At 65.3% G+C, this 12493-nt stretch carries 10 protein-coding genes and 1 tRNA gene; 10 read left to right on the forward strand and 1 reads right to left on the reverse strand.

Annotated features, from left to right (window positions below; translation table 11 throughout):
• The first annotated feature begins 77 nt into the window (after window positions 1-77).
• From MU582_18410 to MU582_18455, 10 genes are all read left to right on the forward strand, one after another.
• Window positions 78-1061, forward strand: coding sequence for an NAD(P)/FAD-dependent oxidoreductase (locus MU582_18410; GenBank protein UPK74387.1), 984 nt, complete (start codon window positions 78-80; stop codon window positions 1059-1061).
• A gap of 192 nt (window positions 1062-1253) precedes the next feature.
• A tRNA-Arg gene (locus MU582_18415) sits at window positions 1254-1326 on the forward strand.
• Between the two features lie 459 nt (window positions 1327-1785).
• Complete coding sequence (locus MU582_18420) at window positions 1786-2364, forward strand: hypothetical protein (GenBank protein UPK74388.1); 579 nt, start codon at window positions 1786-1788, stop codon at window positions 2362-2364.
• Between the two features lie 190 nt (window positions 2365-2554).
• Window positions 2555-2770 carry a hypothetical protein gene (locus tag MU582_18425; protein UPK74389.1) on the forward strand — a complete coding sequence of 72 codons (216 nt, stop codon included), beginning with the start codon at window positions 2555-2557 and terminating at the stop codon, window positions 2768-2770.
• Window positions 2771-2783: 13 nt separating this feature from the next.
• On the forward strand, window positions 2784-3185 hold the full coding sequence (locus tag MU582_18430) for a hypothetical protein (protein UPK74390.1): 402 nt from the start codon (window positions 2784-2786) through the stop codon (window positions 3183-3185).
• 1 nt (window position 3186) lies between these two features.
• Entirely contained in the window at window positions 3187-5928 is a 2742-nt protein-coding gene (locus tag MU582_18435) for an ATP-binding protein (protein ID UPK74391.1), read from the forward strand.
• Entirely contained in the window at window positions 5928-8000 is a 2073-nt protein-coding gene (locus tag MU582_18440) for a type IV secretion system protein (GenBank protein ID UPK74392.1), read from the forward strand. The genes MU582_18435 and MU582_18440 overlap by 1 nt, the downstream gene beginning before the upstream one ends.
• A complete protein-coding gene (locus MU582_18445) occupies window positions 7997-8695 on the forward strand; it encodes a hypothetical protein (GenBank protein UPK74393.1) in 699 nt (232 codons plus the stop codon). The genes MU582_18440 and MU582_18445 overlap by 4 nt, the downstream gene beginning before the upstream one ends.
• A gap of 6 nt (window positions 8696-8701) precedes the next feature.
• Window positions 8702-10219 carry a M23 family metallopeptidase gene (locus MU582_18450; protein UPK74394.1) on the forward strand — a complete coding sequence of 506 codons (1518 nt, stop codon included), beginning with the start codon at window positions 8702-8704 and terminating at the stop codon, window positions 10217-10219.
• Complete coding sequence (locus MU582_18455; GenBank protein ID UPK74395.1) at window positions 10216-10995, forward strand: hypothetical protein; 780 nt, start codon at window positions 10216-10218, stop codon at window positions 10993-10995. Before MU582_18450 ends, MU582_18455 begins: the two co-directional genes overlap by 4 nt.
• An 84-nt stretch (window positions 10996-11079) precedes the next feature.
• Here MU582_18455 and MU582_18460 read toward each other — a convergent pair whose 3' ends face one another.
• Window positions 11080-12309, reverse strand: coding sequence for an SGNH/GDSL hydrolase family protein (locus MU582_18460; GenBank protein UPK74396.1), 1230 nt, complete (start codon window positions 12307-12309; stop codon window positions 11080-11082).
• Window positions 12310-12493 lie beyond the last annotated feature (184 nt).

Raw genomic sequence — 12493 nt, forward strand, 5'->3', positions numbered from 1 at the left:
ACGGAGCACATCGGCGATGCGAACGCATGACGTTCTCGGCTCGCCGGACGTACGCCTGCTGCGTAGGATCCAGCGGTATGGCCGACTCCCCAGGGCGATACGACATGCTGATCATCGGCGCCGGGCCCGCTGGGCTCTACGGTGCCTACTACGCGGGCTTCCGCGGGTTCAGCGTCGCGGTGCTCGACTCGCTGCCGGAGCCGGGTGGACAGGTTTCGGCGCTCTATCCCGAGAAACTCATTTACGACGTGGCCGGCCTGCCCGCGATCAAGGGTCAGGATCTCGTCGATGACCTGGTCAAGCAGGCTGCGTCCGCCGACCCGGCGTACCTGCTCGGACACCGTGCGGAGGAGCTCTCGGTCAAGGACGACCATGTCGAGGTCACAACGCACCGCGGTCACGTCGTCGAGGCGCGTACGGTGCTGATCACCGGGGGCATCGGCACGTTCACCCCGCGCCCGCTCCCGGATGCCGAGAGCTTCGAGAAGCACGGGCTGATGTACTTCGTACCGAATCTGTCCGAGCTCGACGACCTCGACGTGCTCATCGTGGGAGGCGGCGACTCGGCGTTCGACTGGGCCCTCAGCCTCGAGCCCACTGCGCGTTCGGTGACGCTGATCCATCGCCGCGAGCGGTTCCGTGCGCACCAGGGCACCGTCGACAAGGTACGCGCGTCATCGGTACGAATGCTCGTCCCGTACGAGGTCGCACGACTGCACGGCGGCGACCGGATCGAGGCGGCAGAGATCTTCTGCAACGCCGACGACGGCGTACGTGAGCGCCTCGAGGTACAGGCGGTCGTCGCTGCGCTCGGGTTCAAGGCCGACCTGGGTCCGTTCACCCGTTGGGGTCTCGAGCAGCGCAAGCGCCACATCGTCACCGACCAGGCGATGCGTACGAACCTTCCGCGGGTCTTCGCCGCCGGCGACATCGTCGAGTACGACGGCAAGGTCAAGCTCATCGCGGTCGGCTTCGGCGAGGCCGCCACCGCAGTCAACAACGCCGCCGTCGTGATCGACCCGGACGCCCACGTCTTCCCCGGCCACTCCTCCGACCCCTAGGTCGCTGATGGGCCGCCCGCCCCTCGACTGACCCGCCCGCTGGCCCACCCGCGCACTGGGCCGCCCGCCCGCTGGCCCGCACGTTTCAGCCCCAAAAATCGCGATTCTGAGGCTGAAACGTGCGGCTCAGCGTGGCGCGCCGTCCGGTGCCGTCGAATCCGACCAAGGCCGCTACGCTTGGCTGGTCAACTGGCCTCCGTAGCTCAGGGGATAGAGCACCGCTCTCCTAAAGCGGGTGTCGCAGGTTCGAATCCTGCCGGAGGCGCAGCAGTTTCCGCGAGCCAGACACAAAATCTGGCCGCGGAACCCCTTTGCTCCAAACTCTCGCGACACGGTCGTGACGCGAAACCTTCGCTGGGAGGCGTGACTCAGTGGCGTCACGGTTACCGCACAGTCGCCGGCCGGCCGTCTCGGGATTAGAGATTTCTCCGCACCCGATCGCAGCAGGTTTCGGGCGGCCACTCCCTCAATCACGCGACTCTGAAGCCATCACCGATTGTGAAGGCCTTCACACACCGTAGCCCCCAGGATACCGGGGCAACAACGCCCCGCTGTCACCATCGAAAACGCGAGAAGCTCTGTACGCAAAGGGTTCCAGCGACTCACGCATAGACCGCTCCAACACCCTGCCATCGTGTCGATTGTGAAAAGTTTGACTACTCGCCGTGATTGACAAGCGGCCGAATCTGGGAACAATCAACATCAGAGTAGGCGGGAGATCACCATGGCAGCCTCGACACACGGAAGCGGCTCGGGCGGTCACGGCGGAGGTTTGTCTCCCTACGAACTGGTCCTACTCGTGTTCGTTGGAGCGGTCGCGGTCTTCCTCGCACGAGAGCTCCTCTCGTCGTGGCAGCCCGCTGACGCAGGTACGCAGGTCGCCGACACCGGATCCCGCCTACGTTCGCTCATACTCCCCGTGGCGGTCATCCTGGCCTTCGCCATCGGGATGTTGGTGATCGCACGGCGCATCCGCAAACGGCGCGACTACCTGCTCCGTAGGTACGCTTCAGCGGTTCGTCCGGTCATGCCGAGGACGTACAAGAGCAGCCACCTCCGAGTTCGGCGCTGGTTCGGTGTACGCCCGCGCAAAATGACCATCTCGCTGCCGCCCGAGTGCGAGGTCGATGACTCGGCGTGGCGTGATCGTGTCGTCATGCGGCTGGAGAAGGGCGTCGGCGAGTCGCTGACTGCCCGCTGGCCGGGACGCACTGATCCGCTGCTGCGTGCGCAACCGCGCGTGGTCATTCGCCCCGAGCGCAAGGGTCTTGTCGCCCGCGCCGTGATGGCTGTGTTGCGGTGATGCTCTCATGGCTCGATTCGTCGTCCGAGGTTCCTTCGTCGGGGACACGATGCTGCGCACGCCGCGGTCGCGGCACCCTCCGTAGCGCCTGATCGCAGCCTCAAAGAACACGTGGGTCTCGGGACAGTCTGGCTGCGTACCCACCCGCAGCAACCTTTGAATCCGTCTCGCACGAGTTAGGGCTCACATCATGTTCAAAGGCCAGGAGATCGGTGACTTCCTCACCAACAACATCCTCTTCATCGTCATCATCGTCGCGGGCATCACCATCTGTGTGTTCGCACTGAACGGGTCGGTACGAAAGGCGGTAACGGCAGCCGGGTTGGTCATCCTCGGACTCGGCGTCGTCGGTCTCGCCAGCCAGATCGATCACGTCAGCACCTGGGTCGCGAACCTCTTCACCTGAGTCGGGCCGAGTCGTGCGTATCCACACCGACGACGAGCTCTACCGCGTCGACCGCGTATATCTGGGACCGAAAGGGCGCCGGGTGCCGTGGCGTGCCACCTACCGCGCCTATGGCGTGTGGCTCGTGATGGTGCTTCTGATCGGCTTCGTCACGTTCCAGATCTTCCCGATCAACGCGTCGACGGTCGCCGCAGCGTTCTTCTCGTCGATATTCCTGACAATCCACGTCATGAAGCGTCTCGACTCCGACCGTCCCTTGGTAACGCTGCCGGTCATGGGGTGGCACGAGCTGACGGCGCCACGACCGCAGCCACAGCGACACGAGCGACACATCGTCAAGCTGCGCATCCAGCGGTGGCCCGCAGGCGCGGAGCCTCGCCGTCGCTGGTGGCAGCGCAACCGCGAGGAGCACTGAGATGCACCGGTTGACCTGGTCTGGAAGCAAAACCGACCGCGAGACGCGGCGATCCAAGAAGGAAGCAAGTCGCGCCGAGCGCAAAGCTCGACGGCTTGAGAAGAAGGGCAGCCGCCGGGAGCGTACGTACTCCCAGCGGATGGCACTACGCGCCACCGTTGGTAACGCACACCTGACGATGAACGAGGTCGTGCTGTGGTTCGTCGTCGAGCCGTTCTCGACGAGCTTTCGTCCCCACTCTGATGTCGAGAACCAGATCGGCTCAGCCGCGGCGGCACTCGGCGACTTGGTGGGCCTCCGCCTCTACTGGCGCGTCTCGACCCGGCCGTACCCGATCCGCCGTTGGGCGGAGGACACGTTCCACGACGCGAAGACGCATGGGGAGCCGTTGCCAGGGGTGTCGGATTTCCTCGATCGCGAACAACGCCAGATGCACGGGCTGTCGTTAGCCGACAAGTACGTGTACCTCGGTGTTCGGATCGCGAAGCATCGTCGTTACCCGCGCGACCCCCGGCGCGAGATCCATGCTCTCGCGGACAAGGCACGCGAGGTCACCGAGAAGGTCAGCACCTACGGTTTGGACGCACGTCCGGCAAGCGAGATCGACGTCGAGTGGCTGCTACGTCGTTCGGTATGTCTTGGGATGCCGGTGCCCCCGGTGGAGCACTCCGTCGTCGGCGACTACGACGACGAGGACCTGCCCGAGCTGAGTGAACGCGCCGACTGGACCGCACTGCCTGGAGGTCGAACCTTCCAGGTCACGGGGGATGGCCCGAACGGTCAGCGGGTCACCCGCCATGTCGCCGTGTTGACCATGGGGCGGATGCAGCCGACGACGATCCCCCAAAAGCCGGGCGGTGGCTGGATGCAGCGCACCGATCGTCTCCCCTTCCCGGTTGAATGGTCCGCGCGGGTCGAGATACTTCCCACTGACCAGGTGGTCGGGAAGCTGCGCTCGCAGATGGACAAGATCCGCGACCAGTTCGAGCACTACGTATCCGACCATCAGATCGACCCGCCGGAGTCGCTGAAGCGACAGCGCGCGCAAGCGCTCGCGATCGAGGACGACGTCTCCGAAGGCCTCGGTGGAACCGCCGTACGCACCGAGGGCTGGTACCGGCTCGCCGTCTGGGGTGACACCGAAGAAGAAGCCTTGCGACGCGTCGCGGCAGTGAAGAAGCTCTACGGCCGATCGGTGAACTGGTGGCACAACGCCGACCAGCTGCGTACCGGACGCGAGTTCATCCCCGGCGAGCCCCTCGCGAACACCGCGGCTCGGCGACGCATGTCCGTGACGGCCCTGGCGGCAGCTCTGCCAGCGGTCGCAGCCGAGATCGGAGATCGGATCGGACCGTTCGTCGGCCCCACTTCGGGCACCAGTAAACGTGCCGTTGTCTGGCACCCGTGGCTCAACATGGAGTACGCGAACGCATCGGGTCTCACTATGCTCAGCGGAACACTGGGGTCGGGCAAGTCCATGCTCGGCGGTGCGATCGTGTACCGGACGACCATGCTCGGCGCCAGCTGGACGGTCCTCGACCCGTCGGGGCGGCTCGGGTCGCTGTGCGAGCTCCCCGAGCTTGCGGAGTACGCGGACTACGTCAATCTGTTGCACGGCCGCAATGGCGAGCTCTCGCCGTACCGTGTCGTCGCCGAGCCCAAACTGGAGCACTTCGACACAAAGGACGAATGGCAAGAGGCACGCCAAGAGGCCGCCGCGATCCGCAAGTCGCTGTGCCGCGACACCCTTCGTACGATGCTCCCCGACGCGACCCGGGACAACACCGAGACAGAGTCGGTTCTCGGCCGTGCAATCAGGGCCGTCGGCGGCGCCCCGACGGCGTCGCCGCATCTGGTCCTGAGTCGGCTGCGCGACATCGCGGAGGGAAAAGTCGAGGCCGACCTCACCGCAAAACATCGCGTCCTTGCACGTGACATCCACGACCAACTGTCCGAGCTGGCCGAAACTCCGCGCGGCAAGCTCATCTTCCCCGCCGGGTACGAGAACGACCACAAGGACGCACGCTCAGCGACCCACCGCGCCGTGCCCCGCCTACGGGTGTACTCGCTAGCAGGCTTGAAGATCCCGACCGGTAAGCAGCTCACGGCTCCGGGCGACGAGGAGCGGATGAGCATCACCCTGTTCAATCTGGCGGCGTGGCTCACTCAACGGTCCATCTACGAAGGCGATGCGAACGTCCGTAAGGGCTTGTTCATAGACGAGGGCCACGTACTGTCGCTGTTCGACAGCGGCCGCCACCTCGCGGACAAGTCCTCGACCGACTCCCGCAAGCACAACAACGCGGTGATCCTCGCATCGCAGAACCCGACGCATTGGGATCTCGACAATCTCGCCAACCTCGTCGGATCGGTTCTGGTCGGTCGTACGTCCGGCGACGTCACGGCACCGGCATCGCTCAAGCTCCTCGGCGTCGCCGAGGAGGAGTCGTACGTAAAGGTTCTCAACAAGCTGTCTCAACGCGCGATCGACCGTGGCCGGAAGAAGAGTCATAGCGCGCGAAGCCAACCGAACAGGGCGAAGCGCCAACGCGAGCTGACGCTGCGGCTCGACGGTCGGGTGGTGAAAGTACCGATCACCCAGGAGCCCGACCCGGCGGAGCGTCGGGAGTATGTCGCCCGCATCGGCGACCGTGTCGAGAAGGTCCTCGCCGACCTGCAGGCGCATCCGCACGTGTACGAGGCGTTGATGACCACTCCTGACTCCACGCGGAAGGCAGCCTGATGTCAAGGGGCTGGGTGGTGCGGCTGCTGGTGGTCGGCGGTCTCGTCCTCGCTGTCGTACTCGGTCCGCTGGGATCATCGACCGCCCAAGCCGCCGACTGCAAGCCGAGCGGGGTGCCCAACGCTGCCGGATCCGGAGTGCCGGGCCTGATCGACGATCCGATCGCGAACCCGTCGGGTAAGACGTACTACGGCGAGTACGGCTGGGCAGGGCTCAAGTGGTACACCTGCGACCTAGGCACCGGTCCCGATGCTGTAGCCGACCCCATCGCCGTACTCGACACGTTCTTCGGAAACCTCGGCATGGGCACCGCCACAGTCGAGTCGTCATCGATGACGCAGCTACACGAGTGGGCGCTCGATCCCGGTGAGCTGCTCGAGCCAGTGGACAAGGTCGTCGCGAAAGTCACCGAGATCCTGCGACGCGCCCTGTGGAACGAGTGGGCACCGGTCTTCTTGATCCTGGCCGCGATCATGATCGCCTGGCACGCAAACACTCAGCAGGTACGACGCTCCCTGAACACCGTGGTCGCGATCCTCATCGCCTGTGGCGTGGTCGGCTGGATCATGATGGGACCGGTCAAGGCCGCCCAGACATTCGACGACGCCGTGTCGTCCATAGTCGGCGGCGTCGACGAATCGATCGTCAACGTGACGGGCAACGCCGACCTCTCCGACGAGGAGGCGCGCGGCGCGACCTTCCACGACGAGATCCTCTATCGCCTGTGGTGCCGCGGTGCCCTCTCCAACGAGAACATCGGCAAGGAGTACTGCCCGACCCTCTACGAGGCGGGCGCCGTCGCGTACGCGGATCTCGACGACTACGACTCCGACGACTACCGCAACGACTACAACGACGTGGCCGAAGACCTCGAGGACGAGGACGACAGCTACTACGACGCGCTGAAGGGCAAGCAGTACAACCGCTCTGGCCAGGGCTTCATCGGATTCCTGATGATGACGATGATCGCGCTGATCCGTATTCCGGCGGAGATTCTGATGGTTGCTGGGCTGTTGGTAATGCGGTTGGCAGTGATGCTCGGCCCGATCTTCGCGCTAGCAGGCATCCTCGAGGCCAGCCGATCCATCGCGATCGCCGCGTTCCGCATGGTGCTGGCCTCGGTGATCAACGTCGCCGTCTACGGCATCATCGCGGCCTTGCACACGGCCGTGATCGCGGGCGTCATCGCAGCCGACCCCGGGATGATCGCCGCGCTGGTGCTGGTGACGATCCTCACCGTCCTCTTCTGGAAGCTGTCGAAGCCGTTCCGTTCTCCGACCAAGCTGGCCAGCGGTTCGGAGGCCGGCGAGCAGATGGCCGGTATGGGCGATACGAGCCGAATGTCCCAGCTCGTGATGGGACTCGTCGGCGCAAAGATCGGCGGTGCCCTGGCCAACCGCGGCGATTCGCAGGAGGACGACGCCGACGACGACCGAGAGCGTCCTGGCGGCTCCGGTGAAGACCGCGACGAGACGTACACCCGGCCCGACGACGGTCCCGACGGTCGGTCGGACGGCGGAGGCGATGACGGCCCCGACGAGGATGGGCCCGGCGAGGACGGCAGTCCGCGTACGCCCGACAGCGATAGCGACAGCGACGACGACGCGCAGTCTGCGCCCGAGCCGGACATCAACGTGGAGATACCCGACTTCGTACCTGCCGACTTCTTCCGTGAAGCCGCTGAAGACGACTACTCCCGCTCCTTCGACGGGCCCACAGTGCCCATGGCGGACGGAGACGGCGCCTCCTCGGCGGACGCACCCGTCGAGCCGGAACCCTCGACGGCCCACTGGCGGCCAGAGCCGGACCTCGCGGAGGAGGAGGTATCGAACGACGGACCCGCCGACGTCGGCGCCGCCCGCGAGTACGCACCGCTCAACGTCGAGATCCCTGGAGCTGACTCGCCCGAGGTGACGGTGCTCGCCACAGGAACGCACACGACGCACGAGGTGACGCTGACCGAACCTGAGTACACCAGCACCGGGGAGCTCAGCTACGAGATCTTCCGGCCGGACCGCGACGACACCGACAATGACGTCACAGCCATCCCGCCGGACGGTGACGGCCGATGAGCGTCTACGACATCGCCGACATCGCGCGGCTCGCGTGGTCACGAACCTGGCGTTGGCTCGTGTGGTCACCGCGTCGGCTCGGCGCCGTCGTGGGTGCCGTTATCGCGATCGTGATCGGGTGGACCCAGCTGAGCGGTACCGGGCCAGTTCTGCCGTCCGACGAGACTCAAGGTGCTTATGCCTCGGACGACCTACCTGGTGGCTGGCAGGACTGGCAGGTCGTGACGGCCCATCCCGAAACCGATACCCCGGCGACCGAGCCTGTGACTCAGGCACCAACCACCACGCCGCCCCCGACCAACGACACCGACCCGAAGGAGTCACGAGACGAATCGAACGACGACCATGCGGCCCACCAGCCACCGAGCAAGCAGACGCAGCAGAAGGCCAAAGCCGCCGCGTACGCATTCGCGAAGTCGTACGTGCATTCCGAGCGGTCCCGGAAAGCCTGGTACGCGAAGGTCGCCCCTCATGCCGTCGAGGCATTACGAAAGCCTCTGAAAACGGTCAACCCCAAGAACATCCGAGCCAGGAAGATCACCGGCAAGACCACGATCGACTCACTCGGTGACATGGGCGGTCGGATCGTCGTACCGACCAACACCGGGAAACTCGTCCTCGGTGTCACCAGGACGGGCTCGGGATGGGCGGTCTCGAAGGTGATCCCACCGGTACAGAAGTCGTCGCCGAGGTGACCGCGCATGCCGGCACCGATCGTCGCACTGGCGGCGAAGCAGCACGCACCCAAGATCATCGCACTGGTTGTGGCGCTGATCCTGATCTTCGTCGGGCTGATCACGACCTTCGTCGTCATCCTGTTCGGTGGCCAGCAGACCGCCGCGGCATCGAACCCCTGCATTCCCGCCGCGGACCCGGGCGTAGGGGACGCAGACGAGGACCTCCCGTGGACCCCTCCACAGATCGGAGACTTCAACGACGAGCAACTGCGCAACGCCAAGACCATTGTCGACACCGGCCGACAACTCGGCATCCCCGAATACGGCCAGGTGATCGCCGTCGCCGTGGCGATTCAGGAATCGACGCTCACCAGTGACGCCCGCAACGACGACTCATCCGCAACGGGGCTGTTCCAACAGCTCGACGCCTGGGCTCCTGAGTCCGATCGCCTCGAACCGGCGACGGCATCGAAGATGTTCTACACCGGAGGCCGGACCGTGCCGGGCGTCGATGGCGACGGCAACGAACCTGGGTTGCTCGACATCGAAGGCTGGAAGGAGATGACCGTCGGCGAGGCCGGCCAAGCGGTCCAGAGGTCCGGCGACCCGCTCGGCTCCTGGTACGGCCGCCACGAGGACACCGCTCGCGAGATCGTCGCCAAGATGGGCGGCGACGAGTCGATTGCAGTGCAATGCGGCAACGGCGAGGCAATGACTTGCCCCGAGTCTCCATGGCCCGACCTCGAGCAAGGTCTGACGCCCGATGCGTTGCGCGTGCTGCGCTGCATTCACGAGCAGTTTCCCGAGATCGAGTCTTGGTCCGGAGTCTCACCACGGCCCGACAACCCCGAGTCCGACCATCCGACCGGGCGTGCCGTCGACGCGATGATCCCCGACTACGGCACAGATACCGGCCGTCAGTACGGACGCAAGGTCGCCGAGTGGGTCAAAGCCAACGCATCAGGCCTCGGCGTCAAGTACGTCATCTTCGACGCCAAAATCTGGGAGGTCAGCCCCAACGACGACGAGACCGGCTGGCAGCCGTACGAACACCCGTCGGGCGCCACCGACGACACCAGCCTGCATCGCGACCATGTCCACGTCAGCGTCTACGGCAACGCCGCCGGGCAGACGGAGAACTCCGGGTCATGGACACCGCCGATCACGGCTCCGTACACGATCACGGCCACATGGGGCGAGACGTCTCCGTACTGGCAGACGTACCACACCGGCGTGGACCTGGCGTGCCCCTCCGGAACGCAAATCCACGCCATCGCGGGCGGCACAGTCGTCAGCACGGAGTACGACAGCGCGTACGGAAACCTCACGGTCGTCCAACTGCACGACGGCGTACAGGTCTGGTACGCACACCAAACCGAGCAACGCGTTGCGGTTGGCGACGTAGTCGGACCAGGCGAGGTCATCGGGACGGTCGGTGCCACCGGCAACGTCACCGGCGACCATCTCCACCTCGAGGTCCGAGTCGACGGCGCGGATGTAGACCCACAGCCGTATCTGCAGGAACGAGGAGTGACGCTATGAGCACGACCAACCTGGCCGCGGCGGCCGCGATCCTTGTGATGCTGCCCCTCACCGCATGTGGAAGCGGATCAAGCGGCACGGCCGCCGGAACCCGCGACGGGGTACGCATGTCAGTCCCCGATTCCGTAGACACATCGTCTCTCACAGTCATCGTCGACCAGGCCGGCCTCGAAGCGAGCGACACCGTCTCCGTCTATGCGTACCGCACGGCATTCGACGAGGCCGAGCCGAGTTGCCAGGGCGATCCCGCTCCGGTCGGTGAGCTGTCCGTCACCTCGGACGGCATCGAACCTGTCTCCACAACACTGCCCGGGGCTCCCGGGCGATATTGGTGGCAGGTCATCGCCCCGGGATACACCAGCGAGTGCGGCGCCGCATCCACGATCTACAAAGCCATACCGGAACTCGCGCTCAGCACGAACGAGGCATCCTCCCAAGAGGCCAGTGGCAGTCGCTCGGGGCGCACCGGTGAGCCGTACAAGGTCGGACTCACAGTGTCCAACGATCCTCCCGAAGACGACGTATGGCCGGTCGAAATCGTCTGGTACGGCCCATTCGACTCCACACCCGAGGCCGTTGCAGCGGGCTGCGGAGAAGGCGCACCGATTGGTGCGACAACAACCGTCCAGGTTGACAAACAAGGTGAGTACGCGAAGTCCGTCGCTGTTGACGCGCCTGGCGTGTACCGAATCGTCGCCCACACCAACGAGACCACGCATGCCGCCGCCGCGAGCACAGGCTGCGACGAATACTCGCCGTTCGTTGCCATCAAGTAAGTGCGCACCGTTCGACGCGGAGCCAGGTGTCGAAGTCGACCGCGTCGCGGAAGGCCTTATCCGGAAGTAGAAGGTCAGTAACCCTCAGCGGTTGCAGTCGAGTTGCCGGAGCCTGACCGTGTCGGCCATCGCCTGATAGCCCTCGTCGCCGGGGTGCAGGTGGTCGCCGCTGTCGTACGCCGGGAGGAATCGTTTCGGGTTGTCGGGGTCGCGGGTCGCCTTGTCGAAGTCGATGACCGAGTCGAACTGCCCACTTGTGCGAATCCAGTGGTTGACCTCAGTACGCAGCGTGTTGCGCTCCTCGCTGTACAGGCTGCCGCCTTCCCAGGGCGTCAAGGTGGCACCGACCGCACAAAGCCCCTTGGCATGAGCGCGCTTGATCAGCTGTCCGTACGCAGTAGTGAGATCCTCCGGCTCGGTTGCGATGTCGTGCCGGATGTCGTTGATCCCTTCCAGGATCACCACGGTCTCGACGCCGGGCTGCGACAAGACGTCCCGGTCGAATCTGGCTTGGGCGCTGACACCTGAGCCGTCTGCGAGAACCTTGTTGCCCGAGATTCCCTCGTTCATCACGCCGAACTGCTTCGGCCGCGGCTGATCGTTCATTCGGCGGGCGAGGTAGTCCGGCCACCGGCGGTTCGCGCCCGCTGTAGAGCCGTTTCCGTCGGTGATCGAGTCGCCGAACAACGCAACTGTCTCCACCTGCTTCGGCTCCTCGACGACGATCCCGTCGACCCAGTACCAATGCTTGGTCGTCGCGTCGTACGCCTGTCCGCTCGCGTCGCCGGCATGGTCGCCGCCAGTGGCGACGTACGAGGTCTGGTTCGCCACGTTGTGCCCGGTCGCCGTACCCGGGTCACCGCTCGTGTGCACGCTCACCGCGAGCGTGCTTTCGGCACGTACCTTGCCCGGCAGAGGGTCACTCAGCACCTCGGCGCCGGCCGGCACCGTGATCGAGGTCCGCTCGTCGAACGTGACGCGCCGGTTTCCGGTCACCTCCGCAGAGCCGTCCGAGGCAGCACCCACGTACACCGAATCGAAGGTGACCGGCGCAGTGCCGAAGGCATTCGACAGCGATACCCGAAGGTCTGCTCCCGCAACGCTGGTGTGCACGATGTTTCGTACCGTCTGGTTCGACATCGTGCCATCGGTTCGGTCGGCGCTCGCACCCCATGTCACGACGTGACGGGTGTTGCCGCCCGCGGCGGCGTTGCTCTCGACGGCAGCAGGTGCGAGCACAACGACCAACGCTGCAGAGGTTGCTGCGATCATCCCCCGCCATCCGGTGGCAGTCCTCTTGCGGGTCTCGATCATGGTCGGTTCTCCTCACCGGTGGCGTGCCTCAGAAAGCGAGTAACTCAGACCTGTTGAGATTGTCGGGCGGCCGTCGTATCGGTCAACGGTTCGACAGCGACTCCGCGACGAACGGCATGATCGATGCGCCCAACGGTCCTCGTGTCCTGCGGGTCCGCTCCGAGATCGGCCACATACGTCAGGC

This window comes from Nocardioidaceae bacterium SCSIO 66511 (assembly GCA_023100825.1).
GTDB lineage: Bacteria > Actinomycetota > Actinomycetes > Propionibacteriales > Nocardioidaceae > Solicola.

Excerpts from the sequence above, each read along its gene's own strand:
- MU582_18410 (UPK74387.1), top strand. The coding sequence starts at position 78 with ATGGCCGACTCCCCAGGGCGATACGACATGCTGATCATCGGCGCCGGG.
- MU582_18420 (UPK74388.1), top strand. The coding sequence starts at position 1,786 with ATGGCAGCCTCGACACACGGAAGCGGCTCGGGCGGTCACGGCGGAGGT.
- MU582_18425 (UPK74389.1), top strand. The coding sequence starts at position 2,555 with ATGTTCAAAGGCCAGGAGATCGGTGACTTCCTCACCAACAACATCCTC.
- MU582_18435 (UPK74391.1), top strand. The coding sequence starts at position 3,187 with ATGCACCGGTTGACCTGGTCTGGAAGCAAAACCGACCGCGAGACGCGG.
- MU582_18440 (UPK74392.1), top strand. The coding sequence starts at position 5,928 with ATGTCAAGGGGCTGGGTGGTGCGGCTGCTGGTGGTCGGCGGTCTCGTC.
- MU582_18445 (UPK74393.1), top strand. The coding sequence starts at position 7,997 with ATGAGCGTCTACGACATCGCCGACATCGCGCGGCTCGCGTGGTCACGA.
- MU582_18450 (UPK74394.1), top strand. The coding sequence starts at position 8,702 with ATGCCGGCACCGATCGTCGCACTGGCGGCGAAGCAGCACGCACCCAAG.
- MU582_18455 (UPK74395.1), top strand. The coding sequence starts at position 10,216 with ATGAGCACGACCAACCTGGCCGCGGCGGCCGCGATCCTTGTGATGCTG.
- MU582_18460 (UPK74396.1), bottom strand. The coding sequence starts at position 12,309 with ATGATCGAGACCCGCAAGAGGACTGCCACCGGATGGCGGGGGATGATC.